Consider the following 23,995-nt stretch of genomic DNA (forward strand, 5'->3'; position numbering starts at 1 on the left):
TCGATGAATCTTATATTCCGTCTGATATATACACTCTTGTTCTCGCGCTTTCGCTCAAAGGTTGGCGCGTTGGACGAATGCTTAACTCCCTACCGTTGCTGGCCAACGGATTTGGATGTTCTTCGTCACATCAATAATGGTGTGTATTTCTCTCTGCAGGATTTGGCTCGTGTTGATTATATGATCCGCATGGGAGCGATGCCGAAGATGAACGCGAACGGCTGGTACCCGGTTGTCGTGGCAGAACGCATGCGTTTTAAAAAATCCATCAAGCCTTTTCAAAAATTCCACATCAGCACGCGATTGGCTTATTGGGACGACAAATACACATATATTGAGCACAAGTTCATCGTAAAAGGCGAGCCAGTCGCTTTCGGCATGATCCGTGCGCGTTTCTTAAAAAAGTCTGGCGGCTTGGTGACAACAGAAGAATTGATCAACTTGGTAGGCGTAACTTCAGAGCGACCTGCATTGCCTGATCACCTAAAAGCCTGGATCGAAGCAGAAGACCGCCACATCGAAGCGGTCGTTCCACCGAAAAACTAAATAAAAAAGCCCTTCTTTTGGAAGGGCTTTTTTCGTTAGATCTTAATTGTGCGTAGGATTTTATCGGCGCGTTCGAACTCTTCAGGAGCTACGTACAGGCGGTCGATGATACGAGTGCCTTCATAGCGGCGGAAAATTTCCGTCGATTGATTGATTGGCGTTGGATGGCTCCAAGGATCCAATTGGTCGACGACGAAGATTTGTGAAGCCCGCTCTTCTGGAGAAGCCGAGTGATATTTTGACAGGCGCGCGTGTGACGACGCCCAGATCACTTCCAAGCCTTCTTTTTCCAAAGCTTTTTTCACCAGTTCAGGACGATCGGATTCAGTCGTATTGTGCTGCTCTAGCAAAACTTTGAATGGACGACGTTGGGCAATTCTTTGGGCCCACGGATTGTTTGCGGAACGCAAATGTTCGTGCAGGCGATAGTCATTGTACAAAGTGTATTCGTCGATATTACCTGGAAGTTGGAATGTGCAATCTGGAGAAGTCAGGTAGCGATTCAACATCTCTTCGTAAATGATCGATTTGTGATGTCCGTAAACCATCAAATGCATATGGTGACGAGAAATCAAGAAATCGTCGAACGAATAAAGAGCTCTGCGATTCAAGGCCAAATACAATTTATCTTCCATGCGGTGGAAGGTCATATTTTGAATCAGCCAGTGAGAGTCGATTTTTCCGTAGTTAGTTCCACAGAAGTATGAATCGCGCTCAAGGTAATCCATACGATCCGCATCGATCTCAGAAGAAACCAATTGCGAAAGAATAGGGCGGAAGTCCACACCGTTATCGATAAAGAAATCATCAGGGCAGTGCAAAGCCTTATCAATCAAACAGGCGATATAAATAGGAGCGATGTCAGAAAAGTTATTTTCAATCGTTTTCGAAATATTTGAATCCGTCACATAACGAATCGTGTAGTCCTCGTGATTCGCACGGCGATTTTTGTACATCACCGTATGAGCCGCATCTCCATATTTCATTTCTTCATCATAAAGTTTGATTTTAAGCTCAGACAACTGTGGCATCACTGTTTCAGTTGTATGCGACAGGGGACCGTGACCCACGTCATGAAGCAACGCTGCCAAACGAACTGTCTGACGGAAGCGAGTTTTCACTGAAGGTTTCGAGAAAGGATAAATGCGGAAGATAGAATCAAAAACTCTTCCCACCAAATGAGCAACGCCGACCGAGTGCAAGTAACGATTGTGAGTGGCACCAGGGAAACTCATCTCAGAGAAACCAAGTTGTTTGATGGCGCGAAGACGTTGGTATTCAGCGGTGTCTAAGATAGCTACTTCAGGCTCTGCATAATAGATCGAACCGTGAATGGGATCTCTGATTTCCACTAAAACCTCCGCGAATGGGTGCTGAAACTGGCAGATCTATATATGTAAGGTAGAAAACAGGCTGTCAATCACGGCAAAACTCCCTTTTTTGAGGTCAGGACGAGGGCACTAGCCCTAGCCCTGAGACATTTTCTTAAGGTCTAGATACAGAATGCGGTATTGCCGATATGTAGTAATTTCAATAAGTTATGCCGCATCATGCCCTCTGTTGACCTGTTCTTTAGCCCAGAAATGCATTTTTTTGAGACGTATCACTTTAGGAATTCTGAGACACACCGATCAGTAAGGGGAGAGATGAACTACCCAACGGTACCAGTAAGGTGCCTCGAGTTTCAAGGATCGAGACTCGGTAAATCTTCAAGGAGGAGGAATTATGGGTTTACGTATTAACACGAATACAGCTTCGTTGAATGCACAGAGAGTTCTGTGGGGCACGAAGATCGGTCTTGATAAGAGTATGGAAAAGCTCGCATCAGGATTCCGAATCAATAGAGCAGGCGACGATGCCGCCGGTCTAGCGATCTCTGAGAATTTAAAAGCTCAGGTTCGCGGTCTTAAACAAGCATCAAGAAATGCTCAAGACGGTATCTCCCTAGTCCAAGTGGCTGAGGGTTCGATGAATGAGATCTCTGGGATCTTGATTCGTCTAAGAGAGTTGTCTGTACAAGCAGCTTCTGACACGGTCGGACCGACTGAGCGTCAGTTCCTGAACGTGGAGTATGATCAATTGGTATCTGAGATCGATCGTATCGCAGAAGGTACAGAGTTCAACGGAACTCAACTTTTGGCGGGTGTCGGTTCTATCTTGGACTTCCAAGTAGGTACTAGAAATAATCCTGAAATCGACCGTATCTCTTTCGATGCTTCTAAAGCTGACGCAAACTCTGCGGCACTTGGTGTAAACTTGACGTCTGTAGCTGATAAAGCTTCTGCGCAAAATGCACTAGCAGCGATCGATACAGCAATCGTAAGCGTTTCCGCGATGAGAGCTGACTTCGGTGCGATCCAAAATCGTCTTCAATCAACTGTTTCGAATATCCAAGTTTCAGTTGAGAATATGTCAGCCGCTAACTCTCGTATCAGAGATGTGGATGTAGCTGAAGAGACATCTGAAATGACTAGAAATAATATCTTGTTGCAAGCAGGTACTAGCGTACTAGCACAAGCGAACCAACAAGCTAACGTAGCACTTGGACTCTTGAACAAATCTTTCCAAGGTTAATAGTCTGATGAACTTATCCTAACAAGGATGCTAGGGTAAGTTCCGACTCCGACCACGAAAGACCCGGTTCACGATCTTATCTTCAATGATCAGATCACCCTCATAGAGAACACTCATCTTATTGGTGAGTGGTTCCGAGTGTACAAGCCCGAAGCTCACTTTACGAGCTGACAATTGATCTCTGTTTCCTGCGACGTGACCCCCACAGAAATGTGGGGGACCCACATTTCTGAGAAATTGGAAATTGGAAAATAGAAGTTAATGCGGGGAGTGTTTTTTCTTTTTTGACGACGACTTCTGTTCGTTGTTTGCGGCGTTCTGGTCGCTGATCTTTTTGTGTGCCTTGCACACTCGACATTGTTCTAAAAAATTCCCTTAGAAATAATTTAAAAAATTTGAATGAAACTGGACTCGAGTGACTTCATTTTTTTCCCGATGAGAATAGCGTCAGCTTTTCGCAAGCAGACAGATTATTAATTTAACAGACGCACGGATCGCGTCTTATGCCAATGGATGGCAACACTTCACGGAGGAAGAAACATGATGCACGGAGGATAGAATGGGATTAAGAATTGGTACAAACGTGTCAGCGTTGAATGCACAAAAAAACCTGTACATGACACGAATCAACGCAGATAGATCAATGGCAAGATTGGCCTCTGGACAAAGAATCAATCAAGCTGCTGACGATGCTGCGGGACTTGCGATCAGTGAGAATTTGAAGGGGCAAATTCGTGGTATGCGCCAAGCTAATAGAAATGCCAACGACGGTATCTCTTTAGTTCAGGTTGCAGAGGGTAGCTTGAATGAAGTTTCCAATATGCTTATCCGCTTGAGAGAGTTGGGTGTGCAGGCTTCGTCAGACACTATTGGTAATACAGAAAGAAAGTTCCTGGATGTCGAGTATCAACAATTGAAGTCTGAGATTCAGCGTGTAACTGAATCAACGAAATTCAACGGATACGAGCTTCTGAATGGAACAGGCGGAATGATTGATATTCAAGTTGGTGTTAACAATGATCCATTCCAGGATCGTATTAGCTTCAACGCCGGTGCAGCGAATTCATCGCTGGACTCCTTGGGATTGACTGCGGAATCAGTTGGTACCAAAGAAGGCGCTCAAACGAGCTTGAGCTTAATCGATGGCGCTTTGACTTCGGTAAATGCGATTCGTGCGAACTTTGGTGCGCTACAAAATCGTCTGGTTTCAACATCCAATAACTTGTTGATTGCAGATGAAAACTTGTCAGCCGCGAACTCTCGAATCAGAGATACTGACGTGGCGGCAGAGACTTCTGAGATGACAAGAAATAACATCTTGTTGCAAGCAGGTGTGTCTGTATTGGGCCAGGCTAATCAGTCCCAACAATTGGCACTGAAACTCTTGGGCTAATAGCTGAAATTACGAAAGTTCCTATTCAACCCCCCGATGGTAAAAGCCTTCGGGGGGTTGTTTTTTGTTTCAATTGATTTTCAAGACGCCAAATTTCGCAAAAAGTCAGAATAAACGGTTGCTTCATGGCTGCAAATTTGGAATTTAGAGCCATGAACAAAATCGCCGTATTTTTACTTAGCTGCCTGACTTCTTTTTCAGCATTTGGTTTCTGGGATTTGAACGACGTTTCTTATCTGATGCCTCTTCCACGAAAAGTTGGCCAAGACCAACTTTTAAGCCTGAAATCAAATGGGGCGGGTGGGCCGATTCTGCCAGTTCGTTTCATGGATACGATTCCGCCACTTTCTCCAGTGATGACCCAAGATCAGACCAATGAAGCTTTGCGTGTGGTAGCCATGCGTATTGATCCTTGTTTCCCGCTTCCCACTCCCCAAAACTGTCAGCGCCAATTACGTTTGGTATGGCAACCATTGGAGGAAGGTCGTTTTAAATCTCAAACAATCGATGCAGCCCTTCACTCTTTCTATGTTTTGACAGATGAAGAGTTCATGTCTTTGCTAAATGACCTGCAAGCCTGGAAATACAAATACCAAATGAACACCACGGGTTTGCCGTTGCAAGTTCATCCGGTGTGGGCGCACGTTCAGGAAAATCACCCGTCGATTACTGATTTCAACAACATCGTTTTAAAGTATGCCGGCTTAAAGAATCTTTCCCGCGTGACGGCAATGGTTCTGCGTGGCGCAGGTGATATGTGGGCATTCGGTGGTTTTGACGTTAAGGGCGGTAAGCTGCAGATGTTTAAAATTCATCGCACAGATCGCGCAGCACAGGCTTTTATCAATCGCGCAGTGCCAGCAGACCACTTTGACCAAGGGATGATTTCCCCCGCTCCTGCAGGCGACGACACGATCAATAAGATCGTTGTGAATTCAGCGAATCTGCAAACGGGGAATGAAGAATTGATTCGTAAGGAAGTTTTCGCCGCTTATCGCATTGAAAATCCAAAAATATTTCATGCTGAAAATATGGATTGTGTGAGTTGCCACGTAGCTCAGACGGCTCGCGACTGGGCTTTCAAAAAACGTGCTGACATCAATTATACAGATCTGTTTCAAACAGCATCTTATCAAAACGCAAAATATAACATGCAAAACGTCACTCCAATTTTGGGACATACTCAGAACATCCGTGCGTTTGGATACTTCATTGAAAACGTAGCCATCAGCCAGCGCGTGATCAATGAGTCTGCTGAAGTGGCAGATATCATCAATCAGTTTGTCTCTGCTCAACGATAATTATCAGTCCAGTTTTAAGTCACATTGAAAGGCGACAGAAATGTCGCCTTTTTCATGTCTTTCATCCACCGACTTGCGTCCCTCTCCTGGATAGTTCCGAATAAGAGCTACACAAAAATATTTCCAATCAAGGAAGATAAAAGGAGAGATTCATGAAGAAGCTGCTCGTTGTATTAGCTGTAGGTTTAGCAGGGATGGTTGCGAAAGCAGAAACTGCAGACATGTCTATGATGACTGATGACGTATCTATGCAAGGTGGTCGCACTTGGGTGTGCGGTATGCACTTTAAAGGTGTCTCGAAAGGTTTCAAAATCATCGCAGGTAAATTCAAAACAACTGCATATGGTATGTTGAAATGTACAAGTTTCAATGGCACGAAATGGAGCCGTCCTGTGAAGATCACGATGGGCGCTCATTGCATTGGACCTCAAGTGGGTCTTGGCTGGTTGAAATTCCACGGTATCGGTGGCGAGCTTAGCTTGTTCAACGCTGATCCAGACGTAATCTTGGGTAAATACTTGGCAGTAAACGGCGATGCAGCTGTGATTATCGGTGCAGGTTCTTTCAGAGCAGTTAAAGTGGGCTGGCCACAACTTGCAATGAACATGTCGATCAAACTTGACGCCGGTTTGGGTGCAACGGTTGGTCTTGACCACCTTTACATCTCTGAAAACGGTGGCGAAGTAATTGAACCCCCAACTCCACACTAATCGTTAGTTAGAGTTAAAATGAAAAGAGGATCTGTTGTGCAGATCCTCTTTTTTATTCGCTGATAGCTTCAGTGATATTTTCCCATAAGACGGGATTTAAAAGTTCCGAACCGATCATCAAGACCGGTTCCGCATCTTTGGCTTTACCACGCTTGGCCTCTGTGGGCAGATGACCCGTTCCGCCGGTTTCGCTCAGCCACGAACGACGCACAGACAAGGAATTCGAGACAAAGATGTGTGGAAAACGCTCCAGTTCTTTTTTATTTGCGCGGCCGTATTCGAAAGTACTCAAAACGGCATAGTTCTTGTTGGTTTCGATCAACTCCAGCTTTTGAAATCCCAATTCGGTCAGGTATTTAAATTTTTGACGCCCTGGAGATTTCGAAGTGAAGATTAAATCCAAGTTTCCGGAAAGAAAATTGGCTTCGAGTTCGTTTAAATCAAAAATATCCAAAGTGATTTTGCTTACGCCAACTTCTTTAAAGCATTGGCGGCAAGTGTTCATTGCAAAGTCTGAAAGACCTTCCAAAGTTCCAATGTGAAGTTCGCCGACCATTTGGTTGTTGCTGATCCCTTGCAGTTCCGTTTCCAGTCTGCGAATGGATTTTTCAAAAATTTCGGAAAGCTGAAATGCGACTGCTGTCCAACCAGATTTTCTTTTTGCCGAGCGATCTAAAAGAACGATTTTAAGTTCGTCCTCGATTTTGGCGATAATTCGGGAAAGTTGCGGTTGGCTAAGTCCCACATGAAGAGCGGCAGCTGAAAGATTTTTAAAGTTCACGGCTTTCGCTAAAATACTCATTTCGTAATACAACTGCTGCATCTGAGTTCCTATGACTTTTTAATATAGTTAATGAAAGCAATAAATCCGATCCCCATGGCCAGACCAAACCCAATAAAGCTCATGGTTGGAATGCCTGCGATGTGGTTTTCCGTCGGATGAACGGAAATATAGGCGGAACTTAAAATCAAAGAACCAATGATCACGCCTAAGAATAGTAGATTAAAGGAAACCTCGAGGGACTTCTTTAAATCACTCAGTTCCGATATTTTGATGCGGAAGGAGTGATCCGGGCTGTTGATTTTTCTAAAATAGAAATTCAGCTGGCGAGGCAGGGCGTTTAGGAAGCTACGGGATTCGCGCGCAATTTGCGACATCTCATCCATCACTCTTGCGGGTCCCAATTGCGTTTTTGCCAAATCTCCAGCGAAAGCCAAGGAGTATTGAAGGAAATCGAAATCCTTATGAAGTTTTCGACCAATGCCTTCAATTGAAATAATGGATTTAAAGAACATCATAAGTTCTGTTGGAACTTTGATGTGATGTCTCGCCGCAATTCCTGATGATCTTAAAAGCAGTTTACCCAAATTAACGTTTTTAAGTGTCAATCCATAGTAAGGAGCGATTAATTCGCGCAATTCCTTGGCGAACAGATCCACATTCACTTGATCCGAGAAAGGAGCCAGGTCCACGTACTCAAACGCCAGGCGCTCGTAATCTTCAGTGGAAAGAGCCAATAGCATATTGGCGATGGTGGCTTGAGTGCGTTTGTTTAAACGACCCACGACGCCGAAGTCGATCAACCCGATGTGATTGTCTGGCAGGATAAAGAAATTCCCGGCATGCAAATCACCGTGGAAAAGACCGTCTTCAAAGACCATTTGCAGATAAGCGCCCAAAGCGCGTTTGATCACCTCGTGGGAGTCAATGCCTTCACGCATTGTGGGCTCTGCACTGAGGGGAACCCCGGGAAGAGCTTCCATGATTAAAACGCGCTCTGTGGAAAGATCCAGATGAACGCGTGGAATTTTGATCGTGACATCGTCTTTGAAATTTTCTTTAAAGCGGCGGATGTTATTTGCTTCCACGATAAAGTCCGTCTCAAGCTCCAGAGTTTTAAAATACTCCTGCACAATCGCTTGAGGATTAAAGGGACGACTTTCTGGAACGTAGGTTTCCAAAAGATCTGAAAGCAAATACAGTACATTCAAATCATCATTGATCGTTTGAATGATACCAGGGCGTTGAACTTTGATAACCACTTCTTCGCCAGTGGACAAGCGAGCTTTATGGACTTGAGCGATGCTGGCTGAACCCAGCGGTTCAGGATCGATACTTGTAAAAGTCTTATAAAGCATCTCGCCGAATTCATCTTTTAAGACACCTTCAATAATCGAGAAGGGCAAAGGCTGAACACGGTCATGGAGTTTTTCGAATTCATTAAGATAAGCTTCAGGAACCAAATCGGGACGAGTCGCTAAAAGTTGTCCCAACTTTACAAACGTGGGACCTAATTCTTCGAAGCTCATACGCATGCGCTCTGGCATTGAATAGGTTTCAATGTCAGAGGATGCGTTTAGACGGTCAATGATGAATCTACCGAGTTTTACCTTTTCCGCGACCTTGTGAAACCCGTGCTTTGCGAACACCCCGACTATCGTTCGAAGTCTCGCCGCGTTTTTTAGAGTCTTTCCGATTTGGCTTCCGGTCTTTAAGGCTGTCACTGTTCTTCTCCGAGTTTTCGTCATTATCACGAAGTTTGCTTTGCTCGGCAAACAGCAATTTCTTACTTAATTTCGGTTTGTCCTGAGAGTCTTCTCTATTGGCTTTGCGCAACTCGGCGGGGCCCAAGATCATGCGGAGCAGACTCTCATCCGGTCCCTTTTTCTGTTGGTCTTCACCGGCTGGGCGGAATTGGAAAGCTTTCTGTTGCTTTTCTTCGCGTCCACCTTGTTCTTCGCGTTTATCACCAAAATAGCGTGATTTCTGATTTGGATTTCTGTTTTCGTTCTGAGTCTTTTTAGGGCCGCCACCGCGTTCTTGATCGCGACGATTTTTTTGGTCCTTATGACCTTTGCGATCTTCACGAACGCTGAAAGACTTTTCGTCCTTTGGTCCACGGCGATCCGTCTGACGACGGTCATCACCACGACGGCGGTCTTCTCCGCTCCATTCGTTATTTTGTTTTTCTTTTTTACGCAGACGATTCAAATACTTTTCTGCAGACTTAGCGGCTGGGGATTTACCTTCGCCAGTTTCGTCGTCAAATTCCTCGTCCATTTCATCTTTGATTTCCATGCCAGCTTTAACAAAGTTAATTTGACCCAGTTCAGGATCAGCGGCGGAAACTTGGATGCGGATGTTGTCACCGATATTATAAGACATTCCCGAACGCTTCGCGATCAAGCGCAGATTTTCTTCGTCGAATTCCCACTTGTCGTTACCAAGGTCATCCAGGCGAACCAGTCCATCGATATCGTATTCACGAAGCAGGACAAAGATACCAAACTTCGCTACGGAACTGATCATGCCATCAAACTCTTGGCCCAGGAATTTCTCCATGAAACGGGCTTTTTTGATCGATTGAACCTGACGTTCTGCTTTTGTGGATCTTTGCTCGGCCGCCGACAAAATCGTTCCTGCTGAAGCTAAATCATCTTCGCTCATCAAACGGTATTGATTGCTTTTCACCACTTGAGTTTTAAGCAACCGGTGGATGATCAAGTCCGGGTAACGACGGATCGGAGAGGTAAAGTGAGCATAGAATTCAAAGCCCAAACCAAAGTGGCCCACATTGTTCGGGCTGTATTTGGCTTGGCTCATCGATCTTAATGTCAGGATATTTAGAATTTGGGCTTCGGGGCGGTTTTCAAACTCTTCCAAAGCTTTCGTCAGGCGTTTTTGCAATTTGCCCTGACCCAACTTCGTTTTACCACCGAAAGTTGCCATGTACTTTTCAAGAGTGCGAATAGCCATTTCATTTGGTGGTTCATGGATACGGTAAAGAGCTGGAACATTTTTTCCATGAAGGAATTTTGCGACACCTACGTTTGCAGCAAGCATCATCTCTTCAATCAGGCGATGGGCGAAAAGGCGTTCAGAACGTTGAATATCGATTGGCACACCGGCACCATCGATAACCAATTCAGTTTCAGGAATTTCAAGATCTAAAGAGCCTTCTTTGAATCTTTTCGCCATCAGAATCTTGGCAAGGTCGGCCAGGCGAAGAATATTGTCCTTCACATGGTTGAATTTTTCATCGCCATTGCCATCGATAACTTCTTGCGCTTGACCATAGGTAACGCGGGCCTTGCTTTCCATAACCGCTTCATAGAATTCGGACTTGGTCATTTCACCATTAAAGTCGAACTGCATTTCTGCGACCATACAGAGGCGGGGAACGTGCGGATTCAGGGAGCAAAGTCCGTTACTTAGAACTTCTGGGAGCATCGGCACCACAAAGTTCGGGAAGTAAACGGAAGTACCGCGTTCGTAAGCATCACGGTCAATTGCAGAACCCGTTTGCACATAATGGCTGACATCGGCAATGGCTACATAAAGAAGAAAGCCTTCGCCATTCATTTCCACATAGACAGCGTCATCGAAATCTTTCGCTGTCGCGCCGTCAATCGTGATTAAATCAAGATCGCGCAAATCTGTACGGCCTTTATAATCTTTTTCTTCGGGAACTTCCTTAAAGCGTTTTGCTTCTTCTAAAGTATCTGCTGAAAATTCCTGAGGAATGTTAGAGGACAAAATTACGCGCTTAATATCAGTCAAAGGATCTAAAGCATCTCCGATGACAGAGGTCACTTTACCGGTAAAGGATTTACCACTTTCAGGGTAAGTCAGAACTTCGGCCGCAACCAATTCCTTATCTTTAGCCTGCATGGAGTCTTCTATTTTGATCTTAAGATCCTGCCCCCAGCCCTTGCCTTCATCACGCAAGATTCCGATTTTATCGTTTAAGCGATAAAATCGACCGACAAAAGTTTTTGTTCCTCTTTGTACGACACGAATGATCTCGCCACGGAAACGATCACTGTTTTTTTCAGGATAGACTTCGACGGTGACCTTATCGTTGGTCATCACGCCTTCCATAGAATTGCGGGGAATATAAACGTCAGGGTGTTCCTTATCTTCTGGGATAAAGAAACCGAAGCCATCTGGATGTCTTTTGATTGTGCCGGTAAGGATGGACTTTTTATGAGTGCTCAAGGTTGCTTCCTTTACTAAGAATTATGGTAGCACACTTGATGGGGATGTCGAAAAAAAAGGGACCCCGAGGGTCCCTTTTTGCGGGAATTAGAATTTTGCTAAAACACCCAGTGTTAACAGTTGGGCATTTTCGGTTGAATTACCGTCGGTATCGGTGAAACATTTTTCATCGGCGTGATCGGCACGGTATTCTAGGTATACATTTAAGTTCGGATTTAACTCGATTTTGTCATTCAAAGTCAGAGAATTAACTTTATCGGCACTTCCATATACAAGAGTATCAAATTCTCTTAAGTGCATTGCTCCGCGCACCATTTCATAGCGTGCCGCGAAGGAATTGTTCCAAAGCTTATAGTTAACAACAACGCCCAAATCGTCTGACCAACCCGCAACATCGTTGTCAGGCTTATATGTTTTAGAGTCGTACATTGCTGCTATCATCCAAGAATCATTGATGCGGTAAGAAGCCCAAACATTGCTTGATGTGTTTTCCGCAGTGCCTGTTGTCGGTGAAAGGGCTGCGTCTTTACCGAAATAATAGGCAGCAAACCATTGCAAGTCACCGAACGCACCGTTCGCAGAAAGCTCGGTCGTTTTTGTTGGTGTATAGTCGTCGCCGTACATATTGTATTTAGATTGGTTGTAAGTAGAAACAGTTGCCGTCAACAGGTCGCTCATCACGTATCGTGCGCGCAAGCCTTCGCCGTAGCCTGGTGTGATTCCCTGGAATGCAATCGAGTATCCGTAAAACAAATTTTCTGATCTCAAAACAGATTCATAACCCATTGTCGTCAGGAAACGACCCGCACCTATATATAGATTCGGAAGAGGTTTATAGTACACCTCAACTTGGTCCAGCATTCCAAGGTTGCTTGTGGACTTAACTTCTGCAGGTGTTGTCGCAGTTACATAAGTTGTTGGTGTGTAAACCAAGCGTGCTAAAACATAGAATTGTTCTGTCTCTTTTTTTGCCAAGATCTGGCTCGTGTTAATCCTGTAAGTTTCATTCGAAGCAGAGCCGGAAAATGGCAGTGAATTGACATCCAAAAAGTTGTAATCAAATGCGATCTCACCATTCACCGTGATTCCACCAATATCAGCGGCATTCGCAAAAGAAGCAGCAAGAGTCATGAATGCCAATAACTTGAAAATTCGCACCGGGTTTCTCCTTTATATGTTTTGTTTATTGGATTCGTTCACACTCGGTTTGTCATTTCTCTGCTGAGAGATAAGACCTAGGTCCAGTCAAATGACATACTCATGATATGTTACTAGACCATCAGCGAGGTTCTTAAGACTAGATTGGGATTTTGCGTCAATCAAAGTTGTTTTGGCCCTAAGTAAACAACAATTTTTATGTGGATATCTTGAACTTTGTTGTGCGTACGAGTTGGGTTTTCAGAATGATTTGTCTGCATAAAAATCGCTGCCCTCGCGGATTTGCGTGGAGTGAGTTCGAAAATATTTTGAGGTCATTTTTTGAGAAACATAAAAATATTGATGATCAAAACTTTTTGCTTCCGGCGAAGTAATTACTCCATTTTTTGTATGATTCACGTGTTTCCCGGCATTTTTGTTGTTGATCTTGCCGAAGGTCCTATTTAGCATTTTTTGTATAAACAAAGCTTTTAAACGAATTGAAAGTTCAAATTTGCAACGAAATTGAAAGGATGCATTTATGAAAAAACTCTTAGTATTAGCAGCGACTTTTGCAGCTAGCTCGGCTTTCGCAGGTGTTAAATTGGAAGTACGTTCTGACTACGTTAACACGGCAGACTACTCTGCAGCTAACGGCGCAAACGTAGCTGGTTCTTCTTTGTTCACTCCGAATGTAGCTCGTCTTTACTTGAACGGTAACGTTGGTGAAGCAGTTGTTGAATCTGCTTGGAACTTGCGTTCTTTCGAAGCGTTCGTAGATTCTACTGGCGATCTTCATAAAAACATGACTGTTGATAAATTCGTTGACCACCTTTGGGCTGGTAAAGGAATGGGCGCATGGATGTTCAAAGCTGGTAAGCTTGAAGTGAACACTGGTGGTTTTGAGCGTCAAAAAACTCTACACGGTGACACTTACCTTACTTCTATGGCGAACAGCGGTGTTGGTGCTAACTCAACTGCAACTTCTTCTGACGTAGCTCTTATCGCTAACCCAGAAAACTCTTCTGGTATCTCTGCTGGTTACACAATCACTGAGAACCACAAGTTGGAAGCTCAAGTAACTAACCAAACTAACACGACTACAGTTGATGGCGGCGTTCGTTCTACTGATAAACGTCACAACATGGGTTTGAACTACCTTGGTTCTTTCATCGACAAAATGTTGGTTCTTAACTTGAACTACACTTCTGGCGCTGGCGACGTAGTTGGTACTGGTCATGAGCAAAGCTTCACAGCTGCATCTCTTCGTGTAGCTCCAATGGCTGATTTGACTATCGACCTTGAGTACTTCGGTAACGTAGACAAAGCTACTACTACTGCAACTACTATTGAAAGAAAAACGAACTCAACTATCGTTGAAGCTCGTTACAACATCAACGGTTGGATCCCAGTTCTTAAGTACGAAATGTCTGAAAACAAATCAGACACTGCTTCTGAGCAATTCAAACGCGATGCTTTCGCAGTTGCTCTTGAGTACGTACCTAAAGCTGACGAAGCTTTCCGTTACCACGTAGCTTACACGTCTATCAAAGACAAAGATTTCTCAACTGCTGGTGATTCTACTAAAAACGTGATCACTGTTGGTTTCAAATACACTGGCGACATGGCTAAGTAATTTGATTCTCACAAGCTGAGGTCATAAAAAAAGCCCAGGGCAACCTGGGCTTTTTTGCGTTTAGAATATTGAAAAACCGATTACTTGGATTTCGGCAAAGACTGGATGCTGGCATCCAAGATACTAGAAACATCTTTTGCATGCTTCATATCGAACTTATTTTCGAGTGAAGTGTAGTCTGCTTCTGCTGCAAACAATGCCTGACCGCGGCTTACAGTTTGGCTGCCAACTTTTACTTCATCTAAAAATTTTGATTTTTCAGCCAGAACCATAATTTTCTCTCTGATTTCGCCAAGCTTTTCCGCTTTTGCCAGTTCGGCTTCAGCAGTTTGTGTTTTGCTGATTTGGTTCTCGATCATGGCATCGTTCATGAGCATGTCATCGGAACTCATGATGGAATCTTCCTCAGAAGCTTCCGTTTTTGTACGTTGATTTTCATCATAAGCTGATGCCATCGCTTTAACAGAACCCAACAACATGACGATCGCCATCGCAAGCATTACTCTCTTTTTCATAGATCTCTCCCTTTAGTTATAAGAACCCATCTTTATCTGTGCGAGGGCTGTGCCTGGTTATTAAGGAATAGGGGGGCTTTGACGGCGAAAAAGTTAAACAGGAGCCGTTAAATGGCTCCTGTTGATGGATGTTGTCTTATTATGAGATTGGTAATTAGCCTGCCTTTTCAAGCAGTTCGGTGCGTTTCAAAGGGGTGCTATTGTGCGAAAGCTGAGGCACAGTTATCTCGTTTTGTTCGGCGTGGCTTTGGCCACGAATTGCGTAGGCGAGTTCCTGAATAACGTTACTTAAGCTTTCCGCTTGAGCGGCTAACTCTTCTGATGAGGCAGCAGCCTCTTCGGATGATGCCGCGTTGATTTGAGTTGTTTGATCAAGCTGATTTAAGGCTTTGCTGATTTGCTCAATGCCATTTGATTGTTCCATACTTGCTGAGGAAATTTCCTGGTTTAGCGCAGATACCTTTATTACAGAGTTTAGAATTTCGGCCAAGACCGCCGCACTTTTTTGGGCTTGTCCGCTGCCAGTATCAATTCGTGTGACACTGGAGCGGATTAATTCGCCAATATCTTTGGCTGCAGCTGAACTTCGTTGCGATAGCGCGCGTACAGCCTCTGCAACGACCGCAAAACCTTTGCCTTGCTCTCCCGCTCGGGCGGCTTCAACTGCTGCGTTAAGGGCCAATAGGTTCGTTTGAAAGGCAATATCGTCGATGACCGCGATGATATCGTTAATCTTTTTGGAATCCGCAGCGATATCCGTCATGGATTGAGAAAGAGCATTCATCTCGCCTTCGCCACGTTTGGCTATTTCGCTGGTATCACTGGATAGCTTTGCTGCCGCAGCGGCATTTTCGGAATTAATTTTGACCATCGATGAGAGTTCCTCGATGGTGGCAACAGATTCCTCCAAAGAGGCGGCCTGTTCGGTCGTAGCTTCGGACAATTCTGTCGCAGCCGTGGCGATTTGATCGGAGGCAGAAGAAACCTCTCGGGAAGAAAGAGTGAGGTTGCTAATCACCCCGTTGATCGACTTGCTCAGTTTATATAAGACGATCCCAGCAATGCCGCCGCCGATGATCATTGAAAGAGCGGTCGCCAAAAGCATCATAAGGCGAGCTTCTTTGTACTGCTCAGACATATGAATAACTTCTTCCTGCATTTTCTTTTCGTTGCGGTCCACCGTTGAATCAATAATAGCTTCACCATTCAGACGAAGGTCCCTATTGGCGACCGTGCTGATCTTGGAGGCCTCGTCTTTATTGCCGGCTTGTACATGCCTGCGAAGTTCTTGAGAGTTTTCCCACCAGGTACCATAGACGGCTTTGAATTTTGTCAGTTCTTCTTTTCCAACTTCAGTTGAGATCGCAATCAGTTCGTCGATCTTTTTTAAAAGTTCGTCGTGACGTTTATTCATTCTCTCTTCAATAATCGCGACGTCCTTTTTGTCTTCCACCAGAATATAATTCTTTTCATTGATCAACTGAATATAAAACAACCCCCGGATATCTTTGATTAAAGAGACTCGGGCACTTTTTTCGTGAACCAATGCGTGAATTGCGTCGTTCATATGTCCTAGCTTGGATAACCCGATTCCAGTGATAGAAAGGGAACCTGCAAGTAAGATTCCCATGACGAAAATCATTTTAAAATTAAGACTTCTGTTTTTCATTCTAAATTTCTCCATTGGAGTTCTCATCGGAAATGTTCTATTTAGAATAAATTAAATTTCGATTACAAAGTTCAGATGTGACCTCTCTGGCAATCAAGTTTTCTTGATGTCAGAGTAAAACAACATTTGTTAAGGCTGTTCGTCGTGAATATGCTGCTAAGTTCTCCACGCCCGTTGGAGAGAATGTGAAAAAAAAGGCCGCTTTGGGAGCGGCCTAAATCTAATTATTTTTTGTCTGTTTTTGTTTCTGCTGGTGGAGTGTAGTAATCAGGCATTACGAAATCCACAGTGAAGGGATACTTATAAGACTTGTAAGCGCCGATCTTGGGGCTTCCCGCTTTCACATAAGCTTCATCCCAAAGAGCTGCAAGTAACAAGGCACCGCGGGCCATATCGTTTACGATGACTGGTTTCATTCTCTTGAAAGCAACAGCTGCCGGTTTTCTTTCGGCTTTCGTTTTGATTTCCATTCCGTGTTCTTTTTTAAGTTCAGACGGCTTTGTTACCGTATCCATTTTAAGAATTTTCGGAATTTCTGTATTGGAGATCACAGAAAGAGACTTCATTTTTTCGATCACTGTCGCAGGCTTCAAGAACGGCGCATTTTTAATTGTGCGCGCTTGTTTTAATACCAACCAATCAAGGTCGCCATCAAACTCACCCACCACCGCATCTTCAAAGTACGCGTGGATGCCGCCGTGACCTGCTGCCCATCCATCATAGTCAGCCGTCGTGTGGAATGGCTGAGAGATATCGCCAACGAAGTGACCCATCAAACCCATGTCCACCGCCATTTGATAAGCAAGCTTATTGAATGGCAAGTTCTCGTCTTGTTCTTCCTTAAAGTTCGTTGGAGCTTTCGCCGCCGCGAATTCAGGTTTCAGAGCGGCGATACGATTTACGAATTGATCCGCTCTCCACCAAGCAGAACCAAATTCAGTTGGAATGTCCTTGATAGTCGTTCCATCATTTCTGAATTTGTTTTCTTTGCCAGTGAAGTCTGTCATGATTTTTTTATAATCAGTGGAGATGTCTGCCACCTTAAGACCAATCACTTCGATATCGATAAAGTGTGCGGGGTTACCGTGTTTAGCAGCGTCACCACCCAAGCTCTTCCAATAAAAGTCTGGGATGTTACACAAGTGACCCATCATTTGAGGCTTGTTGCGCATGTATTCTTTCAAACCTTCTTCTTTAACCAAGAAAACAGCAGCACGGCAGATTGCATCGTGACCGCGGCCTCCCCAAGCAAAAGCTGAAGAAGAAACCAACAGCAGGGGCAAAATAATTTTAAACATGACGAACTCCTTCTTACAACTCGCGGCCTAAGGCTTTAGGAGGGCGGCTGGCGCCGATAAATCCCGCCAAGGCAACAATTGTAACGATGTATGGTAAAATCTGAATAAATTGAACGGGAATAGTCATGCCGCCGATTTGCACACCTTGCAAACGGATTTGGACCGCATCTGCAAAAGCGAACAACAGGCAGGCAAAGAATGCTGGTAAAGGTTTCCATTTACCAAAGATCAAAGCTGCTAACGCCATAAAGCCGCGACCGCCTGACATCATCGGTGAATAAGAAGAAGCGAGGAACAAAGAAAGACTTGCGCCACCCCAAGCCGCGAAAGCACCGCTCAAAGAAACCGCAGCCCAGCGAACTTTACGAACACTGATGCCCGCAGCCAGCAAGGCCTCAGGATTTTCACCAGCAAATAACAACCACAAACCAGAGCGGGATTTTTTAAGCCAGAAAGTCAGCAATGCCACCAATACGAACGCGAAAATCAAGGGTTCGTATGCAAAACGGAACTCTGCTGGCAATGGAGGGGTAGAGCCTGTGGAGTTAAACAGAATCTTTGTGGCAAAAGGAATCACACCCATCACCAAAAGATTAAATGCCATGCCGGTTACGATTTGATCGGCACCCAACTCAATAACGAACAAAGCGTAAAGCGCACCAATGATCAGTCCGGCAACCAAAGCGGCACCCCAACCCAGCCACGCTGATGAAGAATAAACTGCGACTACCGAGCCGGCGAAAGCACCCACCAGCATAAAGCTTTCCAGGGCTACGTTCACGACACCAGAGCGTTCGCTCATCATGCCACCCATGGAGGCAAAGATCAGTGGAGTTGCCAAACGCAAAGTCGCCAGGGCTAAAGCAAATATCATGAAAAAGAATTCCATTAGTCCTTCTTCCTTTTGCGACGAACGCGATATTCCCAGTAAGCACTCGCCGCCACACCAAGAATGATAAATGCCTGAATAATACGAGAGAAATCACGAGTGATAGTGGAAGTTTCCAAATCCAGATCGGAAGCACCCTTGTGAAGGGCTCCCATTAAGAAACCAGCAGCGATAATTCCCAAAGGATTGTTCGCCGCCAGCAGTGCAACGGCGATACCGATGAAACCATAGTCGGGAGAGAAGCCCACACGGTATTGGCCCGCACTGCCGATAACTTCAGACAAAGCCACGCAACCAGCGCAAGCGCCAGCCAAAGCCATCGCAATAATTTGAATACGTTTGGCAGAAATACCTGAACGTTGAGCCGCTTCGGGATTTGAGCCAACCGCCCGCAACTCGAAGCCCCACGTGGTTTTCCAAAGGAATATCCACATCAAAACCGCAAGAATAATAGCGATTACCAAGGACGCATTCACAGGAGTGTCAGGGAAAAAGCGAGCAATCAAATCATAGTCTTTAAACATATAGTTCGCAGACACCATCGCCGTTTCAGGATTTTGTGAATTTGGATTTGGAATAACTTTAAGAGCAAACCAGCTGGCAAGGCCAGCTGCGATAAAATTCATCATGATCGTGATGATAACTTCATGGCTTCCACGCAAAGCTTTCAACAGACCCACAATCCAACCCCAGAATGCACCGACGGCTAGCGCGCCCAAGAAAGCCACAAGGGGAGCCACGGGAAACGGAACGTTTGGAAAAAACACACCAATCGCAGCGGCTGTGACAGCAGCCATGGTCAGCTGACCTTCAGCTCCGATATTGAACATGCCTGCATGGAAACCAATCGCAACTGATAAACCGCAAAAGATCATTGGAGTTGCATAAGACAAAGTCATGCCCAGGTCATAAGTTGAACCAAAGGCACTCTTTAAAAGAATCATAAAAATATTCAGTGGATTTTCACCAGCCAAGAAGGTCAGTGAAAGGGCCGCTACCAAACCAATGGCGAAACCTAGTAAGCGTCTCAATGGCCACCTCCCATCGCTGCGCCGATTTTGATCTCATCAAATTCCTGACGAGAGAACTCAGCGACAAAGTGACCTTTATAAAGAACCAAAATACGATCAGACAGAGCCATCAATTCATCCAACTCGGAAGAAATCAGTAAAACACCCGCACCCGCATCACGGGCGGCGCGAATTTCATTGTGAATAAACTCAATCGCACCAATATCCACACCACGAGTCGGTTGAGCGGCAATAACGGCCTGGGGGTGTTGCAATAGGGCACGCGCTACAACCAGCTTCTGCTGGTTACCGCCTGAGAAACTTGAAAACGTTAGGTTTTCATTGCGAGGGCGAACATCATATTGCTCCATCGCTTTGCGAGTCGCTTGAATGACGTCTTTCATTTTCAAGAAAATACCGCGCGCAAACTTTGCTGAACGGTGTTGGCCCAAAAGATAGTTTTCATAAGCCGGGCGAGTCGGCAAAACGCCAAAACGCAAACGGTCTTCCGGGAAGGATCCTACTTGACCGTGAGTCGCGATTTTACCTGACAAGTGTTTTTTGGAAAACGCATGCTTGTCTAACAATGCCCGAATCAAAATATCCTGACCATTGCCTTCAACTCCTGCCACACCCACGACTTCGCGTGTATGCACCGTCAGATTCAAGTTTTCAACGGAGTGATTGCCCAACGTCGCAGAAAGGTTTTGAATTTCGATCACAGGTTTTGGATCGATTGTCGTATTGCGCTCGTGAGGATTTTGCAGGCGGCGACCGACCATCATCTCTGCAAGCTCCGGGATGGATGTTTCAGACGTTTTACGACAGCCGATGACTTTGCCCGAACGGAATACAGTCACTTCATCCGTTAGTGCCATCACTTCTTTCAATTTATGAGTGATGATAAGGATGGTTTTACCTTCCGCCTTTAACTGACGAAGATTTTTAAAGAAGTCTTGAACCTCTTGTGGAGTCAAAACTGCTGTTGGCTCATCCAGAATCAAAATTTCAGAATTTTGTGAAAGGATTTTTAGAATCTCGACACGTTGTTGAGCGCCGACAGAAAGATCTTCGACCTTGGCATGCAGATCGACTTCGAAACCATAGCGTTTCGCCACTTCGTTCAAATGTTTGATTTGTTCTGCGCGAGGAAGAAGTGAAAATGGACCGCCTTCTTGTTGAAGAAGGATATTGTCCAAAGCCGTCAGGGGTTCTGCCAACATAAAGTGCTGGTGAACCATTCCGATTTTGGCCTTCATGGCGTCGATCGAGGAGGTGAACTCTTGAGTGGTGCCATGAACCAGGAACTCTCCACCAGATGGTGTGTAAAGTCCGAAGAGGATTTTCATGGCGGTGGATTTGCCGGCGCCGTTTTCGCCTACGATCCCGTGGATCGTGCCTGCTGTGACTTTGAAAGAGATATCTTCATTGGCGACGCAATCACCGAAAATTTTCGAGATACGTCGGAATTCAACAGCAGGAACTTGGTTCATCGCAATTACTTCTTCTTATAGTAATCCGGAACTTGAATTTGGCCTGCGATGATTTTCTTTTTAATCTCGTCGACCTTTTTCTTCATTTCCGGGGTGATCAACTTTTCGTTATATTTATCCAGCGTGTAGTCCACGCCGTTGTTTTTCAATCCAAAGCGAGCAACCTCAGCCTTGAATTTACCATCTTTAGTTTCTTTGATGGTTTCGTATACTGCTACATCAACTGCCTTCAACATGGAAGTTAGGATTGTGCCAGGTTTCATCCAGTTCTGATTCGAATCAACACCGATAGCAAATTTCTTTTTCTCTTCAGCAGCGTCAAACACACCAGAGTTCGAAGCACCAGCCGCAACAAAGATCACGTCAACGCCTTTACCGTACTGAGCAAGTGCCAATTCTTTGGATTTGGCTGGATTGTTCCAAGCCTCACCCGTAACGCCCACATAGTTTTCAGAAATTTTGATTTTTGGATCAACGTATTTTGCGCCAGCATCGTAACCCATTGCAAATCTGCGGATCAAAGGAATGTCCATGCCGCCAACGAAACCGATAGAGTGAGATTTAGAAGCCATTGCCGCCAAAGCACCGACCAAGAAAGAACCTTCGTGCTCTTCAAACATCAAGGAACGAACGTTCGCTGCTGTTACTTCACCATCAACGATAGCGAATTTTACTTTAGGAAATTGTGCTGCAACTTTTTTTACTGCATCCGTTTGTGCAAAGCCAACACCGATAACCAAGTCATAATTTTTGCGAGCAAAGTTACGATGCAAATTTTCAATCGCATTCGTGTCGGTTGCTTCAACGTATTTCAATTCGATTTGTAGATCTTTTTCTGCTTTTGTCGCGCCAGCGTAGGCTGCAGAGTTGAAAGATTTGTCGTCCTTACCACCTTTATCAAGGACAAGGCCGACTTTAATATTTGCGAAAGTTGTGGTGCTGATTGACAGAAGAAACAGTGTAACGAAAAACTTTTTTGTCATTTGATGATTCCTTCACACGCGCTAAATTTCATGCGTCTGCGCATTTAATAAGCGTTTGATTTCACAAATTTTTTAAGATTTTTTGTCGGGGTGAAATTACGAGGCTCTACTTTATGAGTCAAGGCAAATCATTTCAATCGCCTAATGGTCAACTCTTACAAGTCGGTTATGTCTTAATTTCAATTAGGCACTTGTTTTATACCAGATTAGGATGGCCTAAACGTTAACCAACAACTCAGATAACGCACGGAGGACTAAGAGCATGGAATCGCAAACGATACTCAACGGCGGAGTTAACTCCCTAGGTTTTATGGGCCAACAAAACATCAACATCCAAACAACTTCGAATGTGCCATACGAAGTTATTCACCTTAAAGAAGAAGAGATGATCTTCAAGGAAGGCGATACTCCTAAAGGATTGTATTATGTGCAATCAGGATGTGTGAAAGTTGTCGTAAATCGTTCTCACGCAAGAGGCCGTACAACGACAAATGAATATGTCACAAAGCTTGTATCTCCAGGGGAATACTTTGGCTACAAGGCATTGGTGAAAGGTGCCACAGCACAATGTCACGCTAAAGCAGTGAAATCGACCGTCTTGTGGTTGTACCCTCGCGAGTTGATCCAAGTTGCTATGGCACAGGCTTCACCAATGGTGAAACTACTTTTGAATCAATCGGTAAATGATTTGGAAGCATTCGAAAACACAAGCCAATTGCATTATTTGGCTTCGGTTCAAGAGCGTATTGCTTACCAATTGGTGATTTTGGCAGACCGCTTCGGTACGCAAACTCCAAATGGAATCTCTTTAAATCTAAAACTAACTCGTAATGAGTTCGCTCAGCTCGCAAGCACGATCAATGAATCGTTGTCTCGTCATCTGACTGAGTTCAAAAACGAAGGTTTGATCGACTTGAACGGTAAAGAAATCATCATCAAAAATCGTGATGGTTTGATGAGACGTTCCGGTAACTTCTAGAATCTCTCCCGAAAATTGAAAAACCACTAAAGGCTGATCCAAAAGATCGGCCTTTTTTCTTGACGCGTCGAACCCCCAAAAGGTACGCCGTACCTATGGAACCAATTGGATTTATTGAGAGTTGCTTTAAGGATAAATTTGGCACCCCGCGCCAGCCTGGGTTGGTGAAGAGCGCGTGGGCTAAATTGAAAATCCGCGCGGATCTTCAGCCCGAAGAAGCACTTCAGGGGCTGGAAGGCTTCAGTCATGTCTGGCTGGTGTGGGTCTTCCATCAAAATAAAGTCGCTCGTTATCACGCCAAGGTTCATCCTCCACGCATGGGTGGAAAGAGCATCGGATTGTTTGCGACTCGCACTCCTCATCGGCCGAATCCTATTGGTTTGTCATTAGTGGAGCTCATCAAAGTTGAAAAAGATGGCATCATTGTTTCCGGTGCTGATTTGGTGGATGGAACGCCGATTTTGGATATCAAACCTTATCTTCCTGAAATTGAATCTATCCCGAATGCCAAGACTGGGTGGACTTCCGAAGTTGTAAAGGATCCGATCCAGGTGGAGTTCACTGAGCACGCGTCAAAAGTTCTTGCTCAATGGCAGCAACGAAATCCTGACAAAAAACTGCAAGAAGTGATCGAGGATACATTGAAGTTGGATCCGCGCCCTGTCGTTTATCGTGGTTACGAGGGTGCTGGCGAAGCTCCCTATCGAAATAAACATGCTGTTCGACTGTTTGATGGTGATGTGCACTTTGAATTTGAGAGTGCAAATCTAGTCAGAGTTCTCGATATTCTTTTTACGCATAATTAGTTGCTGTTGCCTTTAGAATAAGCAACTTGGTATTGTCCATTCATCAAAAAAGGGGAT

General features: G+C 44.8%; 20 protein-coding genes. 8 read left to right on the forward strand and 12 right to left on the reverse strand.

Annotated elements, in window-relative coordinates:
- Positions 1–3: 3 nt before the first annotated feature.
- Entirely contained in the window at positions 4–546 is a 543-nt protein-coding gene (locus tag DOM22_RS01930; protein ID WP_142698772.1) for a thioesterase family protein, read from the forward strand.
- 35 nt (positions 547–581) lie between these two features.
- Here the strand turns inward: DOM22_RS01930 and DOM22_RS01935 are convergent, their stop codons facing one another.
- Complete coding sequence (locus DOM22_RS01935) at positions 582–1,898, reverse strand: HD domain-containing protein (protein WP_142698773.1); 1,317 nt, start codon at positions 1,896–1,898, stop codon at positions 582–584.
- Between the two features lie 373 nt (positions 1,899–2,271).
- Here DOM22_RS01935 and DOM22_RS01940 point away from each other — a divergent pair, with 373 nt between their 5' ends.
- From DOM22_RS01940 to DOM22_RS01955, 4 genes are all read left to right on the forward strand, one after another.
- A complete protein-coding gene (locus DOM22_RS01940) occupies positions 2,272–3,120 on the forward strand; it encodes a flagellin (RefSeq protein WP_088616335.1) in 849 nt (282 codons plus the stop codon).
- Positions 3,121–3,679: 559 nt separating this feature from the next.
- Positions 3,680–4,513, forward strand: coding sequence for a flagellin (locus DOM22_RS01945; protein WP_142698774.1), 834 nt, complete (start codon positions 3,680–3,682; stop codon positions 4,511–4,513).
- Between the two features lie 125 nt (positions 4,514–4,638).
- The gene (locus tag DOM22_RS01950; RefSeq protein WP_246845805.1) at positions 4,639–5,814 is read left to right on the forward strand and encodes a hypothetical protein; all 1,176 of its coding nucleotides are present in this window, start codon (positions 4,639–4,641) and stop codon (positions 5,812–5,814) included.
- 152 nt (positions 5,815–5,966) lie between these two features.
- Positions 5,967–6,524 (forward strand): hypothetical protein, encoded by a 558-nt coding sequence (locus tag DOM22_RS01955; RefSeq protein WP_142698775.1) that lies wholly within the window; start codon positions 5,967–5,969, stop codon positions 6,522–6,524.
- Positions 6,525–6,576: 52 nt separating this feature from the next.
- Here DOM22_RS01955 and DOM22_RS01960 read toward each other — a convergent pair whose 3' ends face one another.
- From DOM22_RS01960 to DOM22_RS01975, 4 genes are all read right to left on the reverse strand, one after another.
- Complete coding sequence (locus DOM22_RS01960; protein ID WP_142698776.1) at positions 6,577–7,347, reverse strand: LysR family transcriptional regulator; 771 nt, start codon at positions 7,345–7,347, stop codon at positions 6,577–6,579.
- Between the two features lie 8 nt (positions 7,348–7,355).
- The gene (locus DOM22_RS01965) at positions 7,356–8,834 is read right to left on the reverse strand and encodes an AarF/ABC1/UbiB kinase family protein (RefSeq protein WP_142702064.1); all 1,479 of its coding nucleotides are present in this window, start codon (positions 8,832–8,834) and stop codon (positions 7,356–7,358) included.
- Between the two features lie 67 nt (positions 8,835–8,901).
- Positions 8,902–11,523 (reverse strand): ribonuclease R, encoded by a 2,622-nt coding sequence (gene rnr / locus DOM22_RS01970; protein ID WP_142698777.1) that lies wholly within the window; start codon positions 11,521–11,523, stop codon positions 8,902–8,904.
- 87 nt (positions 11,524–11,610) lie between these two features.
- Positions 11,611–12,681, reverse strand: coding sequence for an outer membrane beta-barrel protein (locus DOM22_RS01975; RefSeq protein WP_246845806.1), 1,071 nt, complete (start codon positions 12,679–12,681; stop codon positions 11,611–11,613).
- 520 nt (positions 12,682–13,201) lie between these two features.
- Here DOM22_RS01975 and DOM22_RS01980 point away from each other — a divergent pair.
- Positions 13,202–14,296, forward strand: coding sequence for a hypothetical protein (locus tag DOM22_RS01980; RefSeq protein ID WP_142698778.1), 1,095 nt, complete (start codon positions 13,202–13,204; stop codon positions 14,294–14,296).
- A gap of 80 nt (positions 14,297–14,376) precedes the next feature.
- Here the strand turns inward: DOM22_RS01980 and DOM22_RS01985 are convergent, their stop codons facing one another.
- The 7 genes from DOM22_RS01985 to DOM22_RS02015 form a co-directional block, all read right to left on the reverse strand.
- A complete protein-coding gene (locus DOM22_RS01985) occupies positions 14,377–14,811 on the reverse strand; it encodes a hypothetical protein (RefSeq protein ID WP_142698779.1) in 435 nt (144 codons plus the stop codon).
- Between the two features lie 154 nt (positions 14,812–14,965).
- Positions 14,966–16,480, reverse strand: coding sequence for a methyl-accepting chemotaxis protein (locus tag DOM22_RS01990; protein ID WP_168196532.1), 1,515 nt, complete (start codon positions 16,478–16,480; stop codon positions 14,966–14,968).
- A gap of 224 nt (positions 16,481–16,704) precedes the next feature.
- Positions 16,705–17,778 (reverse strand): hypothetical protein, encoded by a 1,074-nt coding sequence (locus DOM22_RS01995; RefSeq protein ID WP_142698780.1) that lies wholly within the window; start codon positions 17,776–17,778, stop codon positions 16,705–16,707.
- 13 nt (positions 17,779–17,791) lie between these two features.
- Positions 17,792–18,667 carry an ABC transporter permease gene (locus DOM22_RS02000; RefSeq protein ID WP_142698781.1) on the reverse strand — a complete coding sequence of 292 codons (876 nt, stop codon included), beginning with the start codon at positions 18,665–18,667 and terminating at the stop codon, positions 17,792–17,794.
- Complete coding sequence (locus DOM22_RS02005) at positions 18,667–19,698, reverse strand: ABC transporter permease (RefSeq protein WP_142698782.1); 1,032 nt, start codon at positions 19,696–19,698, stop codon at positions 18,667–18,669. Before DOM22_RS02005 ends, DOM22_RS02000 begins: the two co-directional genes overlap by 1 nt.
- Positions 19,695–21,170 carry an ABC transporter ATP-binding protein gene (locus DOM22_RS02010; protein WP_142698783.1) on the reverse strand — a complete coding sequence of 492 codons (1,476 nt, stop codon included), beginning with the start codon at positions 21,168–21,170 and terminating at the stop codon, positions 19,695–19,697. Before DOM22_RS02010 ends, DOM22_RS02005 begins: the two co-directional genes overlap by 4 nt.
- A 5-nt stretch (positions 21,171–21,175) precedes the next feature.
- Positions 21,176–22,153, reverse strand: a complete 978-nt coding sequence (locus tag DOM22_RS02015; RefSeq protein WP_142698784.1) for a BMP family protein — start codon at positions 22,151–22,153, stop codon at positions 21,176–21,178.
- A gap of 262 nt (positions 22,154–22,415) precedes the next feature.
- On the opposite strand from DOM22_RS02015, the gene DOM22_RS02020 reads away from it, so the two are divergent.
- Entirely contained in the window at positions 22,416–23,132 is a 717-nt protein-coding gene (locus DOM22_RS02020; protein WP_142698785.1) for a Crp/Fnr family transcriptional regulator, read from the forward strand.
- A 95-nt stretch (positions 23,133–23,227) separates the two neighbouring features.
- Positions 23,228–23,938: a tRNA (N6-threonylcarbamoyladenosine(37)-N6)-methyltransferase TrmO gene (tsaA, locus tag DOM22_RS02025; RefSeq protein WP_142698786.1), complete on the forward strand. Its 711-nt coding sequence runs from the start codon at positions 23,228–23,230 to the stop codon at positions 23,936–23,938.
- Positions 23,939–23,995: the final 57 nt, after the last annotated feature.

It is taken from the genome of Bdellovibrio sp. ZAP7, assembly GCF_006874645.1.
GTDB lineage: Bacteria > Bdellovibrionota > Bdellovibrionia > Bdellovibrionales > Bdellovibrionaceae > Bdellovibrio.